This is a genomic window from Pseudomonas entomophila (assembly GCF_013523165.1).
GTDB lineage: Bacteria > Pseudomonadota > Gammaproteobacteria > Pseudomonadales > Pseudomonadaceae > Aquipseudomonas > Aquipseudomonas entomophila_A.
Genome location: NZ_JAAMQI010000030.1, coordinates 1 through 12,643 on the forward strand (window position 1 = coordinate 1; position 12,643 = coordinate 12,643).

The following is a 12,643-nucleotide window of genomic DNA, read 5'->3' on the forward strand; positions in this document are numbered from 1 at the left end:
AGCATTGGAACCACCTGATCCCTTCCCGAACTCAGCAGTGAAACGATGCATCGCCGATGGTAGTGTGGGGTTTCCCCATGTGAGAGTAGGTCATCGCCAAGATTCATTTCGCAAAACCCCTATCTGCGCATGCAGGTAGGGGTTTTGTCTTTAGGTAGAGAGACCCTATTTCGCCGAGTTGCCCATTGGCCGCTCAGCACACCGGTTTTCTTGACGACCATAGAGCATTGGAACCACCTGATCCCTTCCCGAACTCAGCAGTGAAACGATGCATCGCCGATGGTAGTGTGGGGTTTCCCCATGTGAGAGTAGGTCATCGTCAAGATTCATTCCGCAAAACCCCTATCTGCGCAGGCAGGTAGGGGTTTTGTCCTTTCAGGCGCCTGTGATCAGAACTGGTAGCTGGCCGTAGCGCTCACGCTGCGCTCCTCGCCCATGTAGCAGTAGTTCAGGCTCGCGCAGGACGTGATGTAGCTTTCATTGGTCAGGTTGTTGGCATTCAGGCGCAGATCCAACCCTTTTACGCCCAGCTTGCCCATGTCGTAGCCGATCGAGGCATCGAACACGGTGTACGAAGGGACCTTCATGCTGTTCTCGGCATCGACCCAGCTATAACCCACGTACCGTACGCCACCGCCCAACCTTACGCCATCCAGTGGCCCCTGGCGGACGTTGTAGTCGGCCCAGAGCGAGGCCATCTGCTTGGGTGCCTGGGTAGGCGAATGCCCACGGTTGTCCTGCCCTGGGATGGCCAGGCTCGGCATGGTCTTGCTGTACTCGATGTCGGTGAAGGTGTATCCCCCGATCAGCTTGAGGTTGTCCGTCACCTGAACGTGCGCTTCCAGCTCGAGGCCCTGCGAGCGTACCTGGCCCACGGCTCGGTAGAAGTCTTCGTTCGGCTGCTTGGACGCCAGGTTTTCCTGCTCGATATGGAACACCGACGCCGTGAACAGGTTGTCAGTACCTGGAGGTTGATACTTGAGCCCTGCCTCCCATTGCGTGCCTTCGGTCGGCGCCAAGGGCCGGCCGTCCTGATCGGACACGGTGTTGGGGTTGAACGACTCCGAGTAGCTTACATACGGCGCCAACCCATTCTCGAACACGTACAGCGCCCCGGCACGTCCGCTGAACTTGCTGCGGTCGTCGCTGACACGGGTACTCGTATCCCGGTTCTCCTCCGACACCTTCACCCAATCCTGGCGTACCCCCAGCGAAAAGCGCCATTGATCCCATTCCACCAGGTCCTGAAGGTAGACACCGGTCTGCTGCAACCGCCGCAGGTAGCGATTGTTGCCCTGGATCGTCAGGTTGCCATGGCCGTAGGCCGGCGCGCCGGCATCCAGCGGATCCACTGTGCCATAACGCCAGTCCACGTCGGCCTTGCGCCGTTGATAGTCTGCCCCCAGCAAGACGGTGTGCTTGGCTGACCCTGTGAACAGCTCGGCCTGCAGCATGTTGTCGACGATGAAGGAGTGCAGACGCTCGTCACCCCCGGTGTAGGCGCGGTTCAGCACATGGCTCTGCGGGTCCGCCCAGCCTGCCGAGTACACCTGGTCCATCGACACGTCCGAATCCTGGTAGCGGAAGTTCTGCCGCGCCGTCAGCACGTCGTTGAAGCGGTGCTCGAACTGGTAGCTGAACGACTGCTGGGTCCGCTCGTAATGGTCGATGTCCGGCTCGCCTTCGAAGAAGTGGTCCGACAGACGCAGGCCATTGCGTGGATGCAGCATGCCGGCCGCCGGGTTACCGCCGTGGTATCCCCCCTCCGGATCGTGCTGCAGGTACGCCTGCAGCGTCAGGGAGGTGTCTTCACTGAAGTCGATGCTGACGGCCGGAGCGATCGCATACCGCTCCTCTTCGTTGTGATCGAACTGCGTATCCGAGTGATCTGCCAGGCCTGTCAGCCGGTAGGCGATGCGTTTGTCCTCATCCAGGGGCCCGCTCAGGTCGAAGCCCATGCCGCGCTGCCCTTGGGTACCTACCGTCGCCTGCACCTGATGGAACGCGTCGAACACAGGCTTCTTGGTGGTCAACGCCACCAGGCCCCCTGGGGAACTGCGCCCGTACAGCACCGACGACGGCCCCTTGAGCACGTCGATCCGCTCGAGGAAATACGGGTCGACCTGCATGGTGCTGTAGGTCCCGTTGTCCCCCATGGACTTCAGGCCATCGAGGTAGATGTTGTCCACCGAGCCATCGTTGAAGCCGCGCATGGCCACGTAGTCGTAGCGATGGGTCGCGCCGTACGGGCTGGTCATCACGCCGGGGGTGTAGCGCATGGCCTGGGCGACGGTCTGCGAACCCTGGTCATCCAGCTGCTGCCGCGTGACCACCGACACCGATTGCGAGGTCTCCAGCAGCGCCGTACTGGTCTTGGTCGCGACCTGACTGTGGGTAGCGTTGTAGCCGTCCATGCTACCGAGCGCATTGCCCAGGCTGAAGCCACGCACATCGGTGTCCGGCAGGGCCAGCACGGCCTCGGAGGGCTGAGCGTGCAAGGCATAACTGCCGCCACCCTGGGTGACGGCTTCCAGGCCGGTGCCGGCCAGCAGACGGCGTAGCGCCTGATCGACCGCATACGCGCCCTGCAAACCAGGCGACTGCAGCGCGTCGACCTGGCGTGGCGTACCGGACAGGGTGATGCCGGCCTGCTGAGCGAACCGATTGAGGACATCGCCCAGGTTGCCGGCTGGAATGTCATAGGTCCGGCTGACGTCATACGCACCGGCCGCCTGGCTTGGCACCGGCAGGGCGCTCAAACCGAGGGCGGTTCCGAACACGGCAGCGCGTACGGCGCCGCCAAGGCGTGAAACAGCGGTCGCCTGCACCGGCAGAAGGCGTGGGGAAGAGGAAACGTTGGGCATGGAAAGGTCCGTTGATCCAGGAAAAGAACTGCGCTCTTCAGGGCCGAACGACGTGCGCAAACCCGCCAAACGGCCTCAGCCGGCCTGTTCGACCCGCACCCACCAGCGCGTCCGACGCTCCAGTTTCACCGGCAGGCTCTGGGGCAGGATGGCCAGCAAGCGGTCGGTGTCCTCCAGGCGATAGACCCCCGACAGACGCCAGTCGGCGACGGCCGCGCTGCAGCCCAGGTAACCGCGTCGGTAGCGGCTGACCTCCGCCAGGAACTCCTGCAGACGCATGCCGCGGGTGACGATCAGCCCCTGCGCCCAGGCGCCTGCTTGCAGTGGCAGCTCATCGAGGCGATGAATGCCCTGCGCATCGAGGCGATAGGACTGTCCGGCCCTGGCCATCACCGAGGTGCCGTCCGGGTGGTGGCTGTGAAGCGTCGCCTGGCCCTCCAGCACGCTCACGGACGTCGACTGCGCTTGCTGACGGACCACGACACGACCGTCCAGCCCCTGCACCGACGCCTCGCGCGTACTGATGCGCATGGGCCGCTGATCCGTGCGATCGGGGCTGCAGCTCAGCATCAGTTGACCGTGCACCAGTGCGAGCGCGCGGTGCCGTGCGTCGAACGCCAGGTTCACCGCGCTGCAGGTATCAAGCTGGAGCAGCGAGCCATCGGGGAGCGTGAACCGGCGGTGCTCGCCGAGCGCACTGGCATAGTCGGCGCGCCAGTCGTCCAGCGCCTCGAGATCCTTGCCCAGCCAGCCGACCGACCCCAGCAGCGCGACGCCCCCGAGCAGCTTCAGCGCCTGACGACGGTGCAACCGCGCACGGGCAGGCTCCAGCACGTGCAAGGCCATGGGTGCACCTGGCAACGTGCTGAGGTCGACTTCCTGCCCCAGTCCAGTGACCCGCTGCCAGGCCAGTTCGTGGCTCGGATGCGCACTGCGCCAGCGGGCGCACTGTTCCAGGAGGAGGCGTTCGTGCCGCTGCTCGCGCAGCTTCAGCATCCAGGCGATGGCCTGGCGCACGACGGCGGGGGGCAGAGCTTGATCATCCACTGACATTGGGCGCCTGCTCATAACGCAGCACGTAGCAGTGGTACAGCGCGTCGGCGACATGACGCTCGACCGAGCGCAAGGAAATCCCCAGACGCGCGGCCGCCTCCTTCTGGCTCAGCCCCTCGCACTGCACCAGCACGAAGGCCTGACGGACCTTGGGCTTGAGTCCGTCGAGCAGGCGGTCGATGCGCTCGAGCAGCTCCAGCAGCACCTCACGCGTCTCAAGGTCGAGGGCATGGGCTTGCGGCAGCTGTGCCAGCGCTTCCAGATAAGCACGCCGCAGTTCTTCGCGCCGCCAGTGGTCGATCACCAGGCCGCGTGCCACCGTGCGCAGGAAGGCCCGTGGCGTGGACAACTGAAGTGGCTCCCGACGTTGCAGAAGGCGCACGAAGGTATCGTGCGCCAGATCGGCCGCATCGGCAGCGTTGTTCAGTTGGCTGCGCAACCAGCCGCGAAGCCAACCATGGTGTTCGCTGTACAGCTGGTGCACGAAATCGGAAGAGGGCATTGGAGGACGTCGGTCGCGCAATGAATGATAATTAGTCTCATTGTTTGCGTGACCGAGCCAATTTGCAACTGCCCTGCATGCGGACGCCAGGCTTCGCTCGCCTGGCGCCGCCTGAAGGGTCAGCCCAGCAGTCGACGCACCGTGTTCATCGCCTCGTCGGCAAAGCCCTGCAGGAAGGCCTGGAAGGCGGGCAATGCCGTTTCATCACCCTCCCAAGGCTCGGCCTGAATGGTCCAGGTCGCTCGGCTACGGTCGCTGCCGAGCGGCTCTACCTGCATGGCCGCCCAGAGATTGCCGATGTTCAGGCTGGTGTAGATCAGGCTCCAGGTCATGTTCATGGCCTCGTCGTCCCGACTGTTCAACTGTTCGATCACCACGTTACCGTCCTTGAACAGCTTCTTGCGCACCGAGCGCACCCCACTGCCAGTCATTTCGATGTGCGCGAGGGCCGGGATGAAGACCGGAAAGCCTGCGAAGTTGCCGACCATGGCCCAGACGCTGGCGGCCGGCGCGGCGATGTCGACGCTGGACACCACTTCGCAGCCGTGCGGATGGGCGATCAAGGTATCGGGTTTGAGTGCGTGCATGGGTGAAGCTCCTTTGAAGGTGAGGTCAGATGAAACCGATGTCGCTCAGGTACTGGCAGCCGCGTTGCAGCAGTGCCGGTGTCTTGGCCGGGTAGCGCGTGCCCATGCGCTGTACCCCGTTGCGTGCGTTGGGGTGGTCGATCGACGAGATGTCGCCGATGTCTTCGCCGAAGCCGTCCAGGTAGAACCCCAGCACGTCGAACAGCGCGTTGTCGCGATCGACCCGGCGCAGTTGCTCTTGCCATTGCGCCGTGCTGACCAGGTCGAAGACGTGTCCATGGGCGCGGAAGCTCGCCAGGTAATCTTCCCAGCGCAAGGGTTCGGGGTTGTGCAGGTTGAACACGCAGGCCTCGGCGTGATGCCGACTGGCGTGGAAGGCGACGAAGCGGGCGAGAAAGTCCACCGGCATCAGGTCGAAGTCGATGTGCAGGCGCGGCACCTGGCCTAGCTGCAGCGAACCCTTGAGCATCAGCATCAGCCGGTTGCGCTCTGGCTGGCTGACCCCCGAGCGGCTGTCGAAGGTGATGTTGCCCGGGCGGAACAGGTTGACCCGGACACCTTCGGCGCGCGCTCGGGCGAGAATCCGTTCGCCGACCCACTTGCTCAGGTTGTAACCATTGCGCAGGTACACCGGTGGTGTTGCCACCGCCTCCCGTTCGAGCACGCGCCCGTGCGCGTCCACCGCACTGCAGGCGGACAGCGTGGAGATGAAGTTGAAGACTTTCTTGCGTGCGCCTTCGCACAGCCGCAGGCACTCGAACAACGGCTCGACGTTGTCCTGGGCCAGCGCTGGATAGTCCAACACATGGTTGACCTGGGCCGCGTTGTGCACCAGTGCACCGAAGTGCTCGTCCAGGTAGCGGTAGTCGGCTTCGCTCAACCCCAGGCGAGGCTGGCGCAGGTCCGCCTCGAAGACCCGCACCCGGGTCATGTCCAGGGTCAGGCGATTGTCTGCCACCGCCTGGGCGAAGCGCACCTGCGCGCTGCGACCTTCACCGCGGCGCACCAGGCAGGCCACCTCGGAACTGCCCCAGTCCAGCAGCGCCTCCACCAGGTGCACACCCAGGAAGCTGTTGGCGCCCGTGACGATCACCCGGTGCACATCGCCCATGCGCTCCAGGGGCTGTACCTCGAGTTCGAGCGGCCGCAGTGCATCCCGTTCGAGACGCTCGGCCAGGCCCTGGACGGCATCGCCGGTCCCGTCGAGCAGGGCACCCAGGCGCCGCAGGGTCGGCTGCTCGATGAACTGGTTGATCGCCACACCACGGCCGAATCGCTCTCGCACGGCCAGCAACAGGCGCGACAGCAGGATCGAGTGACCACCGATCTCGAAGAAGCTGTCGTCCATGGACAGGTCGGTATCGGGCCGCTCGAGCAGCTCGCTCCACAGCTCGACCAAGCGCTGCTCGGTCGGCGTCTGCGGGGCCAGACGCGGCCGTGCGACAGGTGTCGGCTGGCTACGCAGCAGCGCCTGACGATCGACCTTGCCATTCGCGGTGCTGGGCAATGCCTCCAACGGGTAATAGAACGTCGGCACCATGTAGGCCGGTAAATGCCGACGGGCATGGTCGCGCAACGTGTCGTCGGCCTGCGCATCGCGCGGTTGGGCGACGAAGGCCAGGATCCGGTGCTGTGCGTCGATCACCACCGCGACCTGGCCATACGCCTGGCTGCGACGCAGGCAGTGCTCGATCTCCTCGGGCTCGACACGAAAGCCACGAATCTTCACCTGGTGGTCACGCCGCCCGCACAGCACGATGCCGTCGGACGTCCATTGGGCGATGTCACCCGTGCGGTAGACGTGCACCGTGTCACCTGATGGCAGCGGCAAGTGTCGGAAACGCTCCGCGGTCAAGTCAGGGTTGTTCACATAGCCCAGCCCGACGCCTGCACCGGCGATGTACAGCTCGCCAGGCACCTGGTCGCCCACCGGTTGCAAGGCTTCGTCGAGGATCAGTACCTGCGTGTTGGCGATCGGCCGGCCCACGTTTCGCGTGTCGTCTCCGATCCCGAACACACGCATGGTGGCCAGGACCGTGGTCTCGGTCGGCCCATAGATGTTGTGCAATGGGCATTGAGGGGCCAGGCGCGCGATGACGTGGGGCTCGCAGACGTCTCCACCTGTCACCAGGTGCTGCAGGCCCAGAGGCGGCTCGCTGGGCAGCACGCTCAGAAGCGCCGGCGGCAGGAACGCATGGGTGACCGCCTCATGACGGATCAGCGCACTCAAGGCATGGGGGTCCTGGCGCTGGGGTTCGCTCGGCACGACCAGCTCGGCACCGACGAAGAGGGCGGGCAGGCTGTCGAGCAGCGAAGCATCGAACCCGATGGTGGAGAACTGCAACGCGCGGCTGTGCGCGTCGAGTGCCACCTGATCGATGTACCAGCTCATGAAGTGCGTCAGGTTGCGACGGCTGAGCAGTACGCCCTTGGGCTGGCCCGTGGTCCCCGAGGTGTAGATGGCCACGCACGGGCGATCCGGCGCCCAGGACGGCACCGTACCTGAGGCCGGACGTGCCTCGTCAGGTCGTACTGGCAGTTCACGCACATCCAGCGACGCGATGCCCGTGGGAGGCTGGTCATCGTGCAGCACGAGACAGGCGCCGGCATCGCGCAGGATATGCTCGCGTCGCGCCAGGGGCGTGGCCGGATCGATCGGCAGGTAGATGGCTCCGCTGTGCAGGATGGCCAGCAGGCTGGCGTACAGCGCAGGCGATTTGTGCAGGCATACCCCGACCACCGGGACCTGCTCACCGTCGACCGGCCAATGCGGGACCAGGGCCTGGGCCAGGGTCTGCGTCAGTGCGTGCAGGTGACGGTAGCTCCAGCGCTGACCGTCCAGTGTGAGCGCTGGGCAGTCGGCGAAAGCGAGCAAGCCCGGCACCAGCGTCGAGAGCCGGTCGTGCGAGGCGGCGTCCAGCCAACCCGCGTGGACCGTCTCGTTGAATGCATGGACGAAAGCCAGGTGCTCGAGCCACGCGAGCGTCCTGGTCTTTCCTGGGCTGGAAGCTGCCAGGGCCGCGGCTTCATGCAGGTCGAGCGGGTTGCGGGCATACCTGGCGATCTGCAAGGCTACCAAGGCTTCGACGACCTGCAGCGTCTCGAGCCGCAGTTGCTGGCCATTGCCAGTGGGCAGGTCAGGTTGGACAAGCCTGCGCGCGATCAAGCGTGTAGGCTCAATTACACCACCCCTGTAGGAGATATCCACAGCTATATTCAGAGGTGTGTCGCTGACCGTCACGTACACCCCGAGCCGCGGTATGTGCGGCAAGGATGAGGGGTCATCATCGGGTACGGGCACGCTACCGTCTTCGACGAGGATGTCACTCGCTGGCGGCACGTGCGTGCAGGTGGTGTACAGGGCTGCTGCATGCCCTTGGTCTTGCAGCAGGTCGACCAGGCGCTCGAAGGCGCGGCCCTGGCTGACCAGGGCGATATTCAGGCGTTTCATGGCAGCCTCCTAAGGCAGGTAGTCGCGCAGCGCCTGCTGTACGCACGCGGCATCGAGCATGGAACTGGCGCGGAAGAAGCGCAGGATGTTGCCGAGCAACGGGTGTTGGCGATTGATCGGGTAGGCCAGCCCACGCACTTCCTCGCGCAGTGCCTCGCGGATGGCGTCCGTGACCGGCAGCGCCTCGATCAAGGCGAAGTCGAAGCGTTGCTGCAGGTCGTTGGTCAGGTACTGCGCCAGGAAGACCGGCAACACCTGGGCAATGGCTTCACGGTCGGCCTCGGGCGCGGACTGCCAGTAGATCCGCGTCAGTCGCGCCCAGAAGCTGGAGTGGCGCCCCTCGTCCAGCAGATGATCGGCCATCAACCCTTTCACCGAAGGCTTGACCGTCTCGTCGCGGGCGAACGCCGCCACGTCGTCGGTGAGGGTGTTCTCGGCGATGCCCACGCAGATCAGCTCGACGGCGTCGCGCAGCCTCGCCGGCACGTGCTGCAAGGCCGTCGGAATCGCCCGGCTCAGCTCGATCTCGGCCGGCAGCGCGATCGGCTCGATCTGGGTCAGGGCAATGGTCTGCTGCAGGAAGTCCAGCGCCACCAGTGCGTGGTAGTCCTCGTCCACGACCACGGTCATGGCGTCATAGCGACAGGCGAACGGAAAGCGCACGGCAAAGGTGTCCTTGGCGATGCGGCGCGCCGTCCGGTCGACGATCTCGGTCTCGAAGATCACCACGTCATTGATGAACTTGTACAGGCTCTGCACCAGCACGAAGTCACGCAGGTGAGGGCACTCGCGCTGCAAGGTCTCGCTCAGGGCCAGCGGTTGCCGACTGAGGGGGTAGATCAGCCGGTGATCGTCCTCGACCATGCGCCGCGGGCGGGTGCGGATGGTGGCGCGTGCTTCCCAGGTGTCGGCGAAGGAGCGGTAGTCCTGGGCATTCATGAGGCCACCTCGGCGGTCGCGACCTGCAGGTCGGCGCGAACGCGGTTCCACAACCGTTCGCGACTGCCGATGGCAGCCAGGGCGGCCTCCAGCACTTGCTGCTGCTTGTGGGCATCGTCCCCCACCAGGCGTGCCAGCAGGCGCTCGGCCGCCGGGCCATGGTCGTCGGAGTCGACATCGATATGGCGCTGCAGGTAATAGCGAAACGTCGGTGCCTGCTCCATGCCGATGCCCCACTCGTCGAGGATCTGCTGGAACATCATCGGGATGACGCTTTCGCGTCCATGCAGGAACGCCGCTGCCACGCAGTGCGCCGGGGCAGTGAGGGCCACCGCCAGCGTGTCGGCGACGAACGCCTTGGCCGCCTCGCTGGCGCCACACCGCTGCAACGCGTCGAGTGGGGCGATGCCTTCGCGCTGCAGGGCGATGAAGCGTTCGATGGCCCGGGTGTCGGCGCCCACTTCACGCATGGCGTCCAGGTACAGTTCGAAATGGCTGTAGTGCCCGTGCTCGAGTCGATCGTCGGACTCTTCGCCCAGGACGATTTCGTTGATCAGGCGAGCTGCGGCTGGGTCCTGTGGCGGCAGCCAGGGCAACGCGGTACAGGTCAGTTCCTGTTGCAACCGCTTGGTCAACGACATGAAGTCCCACACGGCGAATACATGGGTTTCCATGAAGCGGCACAATAACGCCGGTGTATCGATCGATGAAAACAGTGGGTGGCGCGACAATGCTAACTTGCACATCTGAAGTTCGTGAGTCGAGACGTTCATTGAAGAGTCCTGTCAGTGTCGTGAAGACGGTTCGAACAGCCAGGCACCAAGGCGCACGCAGCCGCTGGCCTGATCCTGAATGATCGTTCGTCGAAAGTTTAAGTGCCGAATGCGCAATCGAGACCCTGATGCCAGAGAGGCTGCGGGGTTGTCTCGATGCCGGCCATTTCAACTTAGAACAGTCCGACAAGAAGTGGCAACGTGTTTTTAATCTTTTTAATAGTGGCAACTTTATTGAAGGCGAGTGCAGGCGTCATTGCAAGTAAGCCGACAATGTTATTAATGAGCCCGTGCCTTTCGATGCGCCAGCATCAAAATAAGACAGTGAGTGAATGCTTCACCCGAGCACTGAAAAAGAGAGGGGCGCTAAGTTGAACTTGAGGGGCGGCTGATCGGTAATCGGTCCTGTGCCCGGTAGCAGACTCCTTCTGCAGGTGATGGCCAGCGGCCGACCAGGCCCGCCCTCAGGCGATCAGCAGTCGTGCCGAGCCCTAGAGTGTGCCCGGATTAGCGGTTGCTGCCATGGTGCCATTACTAAAAGCAGGGGTTTGCCAGGCGCGCCGACCGATGGCGTGCGCAGGCAAGCGTTCGAGACGCGCACGCGGTCATCGACCGGCAGGAGGTCAGGAACTGAGAAGGCCCGGGATTCCAAGGCGCGTGGCGGCAGGACGTCGTCTGGGCGACGGCGTTGCACAGGGCGGCAGGGGAGGTTCGACGAGAGCGTCGCGCACAGTGTCGCAACGGCCTGAACTGCAAGATCGACCTCCAGGGGCGGCGATCACCGATCACCGCCCCTGGAGGCAGGAGGCCAGGTTCAGCCCTTCACTTGCCGGTTCAGGTAGGCACGGATCGTTCGCGAGGCATTGCTCAAATGACGCTCCAGCACCAGCAACGCCTCATCGATGAGCTTGTCGCTGGCGGCGTCGGCCAAGGCGTTGTGATCGTCCTGGGTCAGTTGGCCGAGCCCCATGGACGACAGGTGAAAGCGCAGGAATCGCTCTTCCTCGCTCAATTCGTTGTCGATCAGCCGCAACAGCTTCTGGTTCGTCGCCTTGCTGTACAGCGTCATGTGGAACAGGCGATTCAGCCGACCGATCTCGGCGTGGCGCGTTTCGGTCTCCAGCTGGCGAATGTACTCGCGTGCCAGGGCGATGTCGGACGCATCGAGCAGTGGCACGGATTGACGCAGTGCCTCACTTTCCAGGATCAGCCGCAGATCGTAGGTATCGACCGCGTCTTCGCCGATCAGAGGCGCGACGACCGCGCCCTTGTGCATCACGACCTTGAGCAGCGATTGCGCTTCGAGCTGTCGTATCGCTTCACGAACGGGCATGCGGCTGACACCGAACAAGGTGGCCAGTTCTTGCTGACGCACGGCAGTCCCCGGCGGCAGGCGACCGTCGAGGATCGCACTACGCAGCCGCTCTTCGATGACACTGCGCGCCAGGTGCGGTGACAGCTGTTCACCGCCCAATACCGCACTCAGCAGTTTAGTTTTAGTGGCCACGGAGTGTACGCCTGATGCCTGAATGCATTGGATCCAATAACCTTAGATGGGAAGAAGTCCTTGTCAAACCTGGTTACAAGCCAATCGTACCATTGGACGGCATGATAAAGGCTATGGCGCAAGAAGTCGCACCCCAGCACCGTAAAGGGGATGTTCCGTCCGTCTGGCACAGCAGTTAGAGGTGTCGATGATCGCAAGGTGCCATTGTTTTTTGCGAGATCAGGCCGCACCATCGCCCCTTTCGACCGATCTGCTCGAGCGTTCGTCGTGGCGATACCTTGGATCTTTCACCTGACCCTGAAACGTCTGGGCCAGGCCGTGCTGCTCGGTTGCCTGCTGCTGGGCGGCCTGCACGCGGATTGGGACTTTTCCCAGATCAGCCGACGCGCGCAAGCCTTGTATGGGCCCTTGGGGGCAGGTCAGGCGCGAATCGACGCCTGGCAGACCCTGCTGACCGCGCAGAAGCAGGGCAGCGAGCTGGAGCGCCTGCAGGTGGTCAACCGCTTCTTCAACCAGCAGCTGCGCTATGTCGAGGACATCGACCTGTGGCACGAGGCCGATTACTGGGCCACACCGGTCCAGGCCTTGATCAAGGGCGCCGGGGACTGCGAGGACTATGCGATCGCCAAGTACTTCAGCCTTCGCCGCATGGGCATCGCCAGCGAGAAATTGCGGATCACCTACGTCAAGGCCTTGCGCCAGAACCGCGCGCACATGGTCCTGACGTACTATGCCAGCCCAGAAGCCATGCCCCTGGTGCTCGACAGTCTGATCGACCCGATCAAGCCCGCCAACCAGCGGCCCGACCTGCTGCCGGTCTATGCCTTCAATGGCGAGGGGCTGTGGCTGACCGGGGCGGCTGGCAACAAGAAAGTCGGCGATACCAAGCGTCTGTCGCGCTGGCAGGATGTACTCAAGAAAATGCAGGCCGAAGGGTTCCCGGCCGAACCGGTCTACTGAGGATCAC

The 12,643-nt window shown here is 63.8% G+C and carries 9 protein-coding genes and 2 rRNA genes; 3 read left to right on the forward strand and 8 right to left on the reverse strand.

Going from position 1 to position 12,643, the window contains the following annotated elements; translation table 11 throughout:
* Both rrf (G7Z99_RS17970) and rrf (G7Z99_RS17975) read left to right on the forward strand, forming a co-directional pair.
* Nucleotides 1-102, forward strand: a 5S ribosomal RNA gene (gene rrf, locus G7Z99_RS17970); the annotation flags it as partial.
* Nucleotides 103-209: 107 nt separating this feature from the next.
* Nucleotides 210-325, forward strand: a 5S ribosomal RNA gene (gene rrf, locus G7Z99_RS17975).
* A gap of 64 nt (nucleotides 326-389) precedes the next feature.
* Here rrf (G7Z99_RS17975) and G7Z99_RS17980 read toward each other — a convergent pair.
* The 8 genes from G7Z99_RS17980 to G7Z99_RS18015 form a co-directional block, all read right to left on the reverse strand.
* Nucleotides 390-2,864, reverse strand: a complete 2,475-nt coding sequence (locus G7Z99_RS17980) for a TonB-dependent siderophore receptor (RefSeq protein ID WP_181096178.1) — start codon at nucleotides 2,862-2,864, stop codon at nucleotides 390-392.
* 75 nt (nucleotides 2,865-2,939) lie between these two features.
* Nucleotides 2,940-3,911 (reverse strand): FecR family protein, encoded by a 972-nt coding sequence (locus tag G7Z99_RS17985; RefSeq protein WP_308812302.1) that lies wholly within the window; start codon nucleotides 3,909-3,911, stop codon nucleotides 2,940-2,942.
* Nucleotides 3,904-4,419 (reverse strand): sigma-70 family RNA polymerase sigma factor, encoded by a 516-nt coding sequence (locus G7Z99_RS17990; RefSeq protein WP_181096182.1) that lies wholly within the window; start codon nucleotides 4,417-4,419, stop codon nucleotides 3,904-3,906. The genes G7Z99_RS17985 and G7Z99_RS17990 overlap by 8 nt, the downstream gene beginning before the upstream one ends.
* A 119-nt stretch (nucleotides 4,420-4,538) precedes the next feature.
* Nucleotides 4,539-5,006 carry an SRPBCC family protein gene (locus G7Z99_RS17995; RefSeq protein WP_181096184.1) on the reverse strand — a complete coding sequence of 156 codons (468 nt, stop codon included), beginning with the start codon at nucleotides 5,004-5,006 and terminating at the stop codon, nucleotides 4,539-4,541.
* Between the two features lie 25 nt (nucleotides 5,007-5,031).
* Nucleotides 5,032-8,457 carry an amino acid adenylation domain-containing protein gene (locus G7Z99_RS18000; protein ID WP_181096186.1) on the reverse strand — a complete coding sequence of 1,142 codons (3,426 nt, stop codon included), beginning with the start codon at nucleotides 8,455-8,457 and terminating at the stop codon, nucleotides 5,032-5,034.
* A 9-nt stretch (nucleotides 8,458-8,466) separates the two neighbouring features.
* The gene (locus G7Z99_RS18005; RefSeq protein ID WP_181096188.1) at nucleotides 8,467-9,396 is read right to left on the reverse strand and encodes a diiron oxygenase; all 930 of its coding nucleotides are present in this window, start codon (nucleotides 9,394-9,396) and stop codon (nucleotides 8,467-8,469) included.
* Nucleotides 9,393-10,169, reverse strand: coding sequence for a DUF3050 domain-containing protein (locus tag G7Z99_RS18010; protein WP_181096190.1), 777 nt, complete (start codon nucleotides 10,167-10,169; stop codon nucleotides 9,393-9,395). Before G7Z99_RS18010 ends, G7Z99_RS18005 begins: the two co-directional genes overlap by 4 nt.
* Before the next feature lie 814 nt (nucleotides 10,170-10,983).
* Complete coding sequence (locus tag G7Z99_RS18015; RefSeq protein ID WP_181096192.1) at nucleotides 10,984-11,676, reverse strand: GntR family transcriptional regulator; 693 nt, start codon at nucleotides 11,674-11,676, stop codon at nucleotides 10,984-10,986.
* A 198-nt stretch (nucleotides 11,677-11,874) separates the two neighbouring features.
* Between G7Z99_RS18015 and lapG the strand changes: the two genes are divergently transcribed.
* Nucleotides 11,875-12,636, forward strand: a complete 762-nt coding sequence (gene lapG, locus G7Z99_RS18020) for a cysteine protease LapG (RefSeq protein WP_181096194.1) — start codon at nucleotides 11,875-11,877, stop codon at nucleotides 12,634-12,636.
* Nucleotides 12,637-12,643: the final 7 nt, after the last annotated feature.

Excerpts from the sequence above, each read along its gene's own strand:
- G7Z99_RS18010 (WP_181096190.1), bottom strand. The coding sequence starts at position 10,169 with ATGAACGTCTCGACTCACGAACTTCAGATGTGCAAGTTAGCATTGTCG.
- G7Z99_RS18005 (WP_181096188.1), bottom strand. The coding sequence starts at position 9,396 with ATGAATGCCCAGGACTACCGCTCCTTCGCCGACACCTGGGAAGCACGC.
- G7Z99_RS17990 (WP_181096182.1), bottom strand. The coding sequence starts at position 4,419 with ATGCCCTCTTCCGATTTCGTGCACCAGCTGTACAGCGAACACCATGGT.
- G7Z99_RS17995 (WP_181096184.1), bottom strand. The coding sequence starts at position 5,006 with ATGCACGCACTCAAACCCGATACCTTGATCGCCCATCCGCACGGCTGC.
- G7Z99_RS18000 (WP_181096186.1), bottom strand. The coding sequence starts at position 8,457 with ATGAAACGCCTGAATATCGCCCTGGTCAGCCAGGGCCGCGCCTTCGAG.
- G7Z99_RS17980 (WP_181096178.1), bottom strand. The coding sequence starts at position 2,864 with ATGCCCAACGTTTCCTCTTCCCCACGCCTTCTGCCGGTGCAGGCGACC.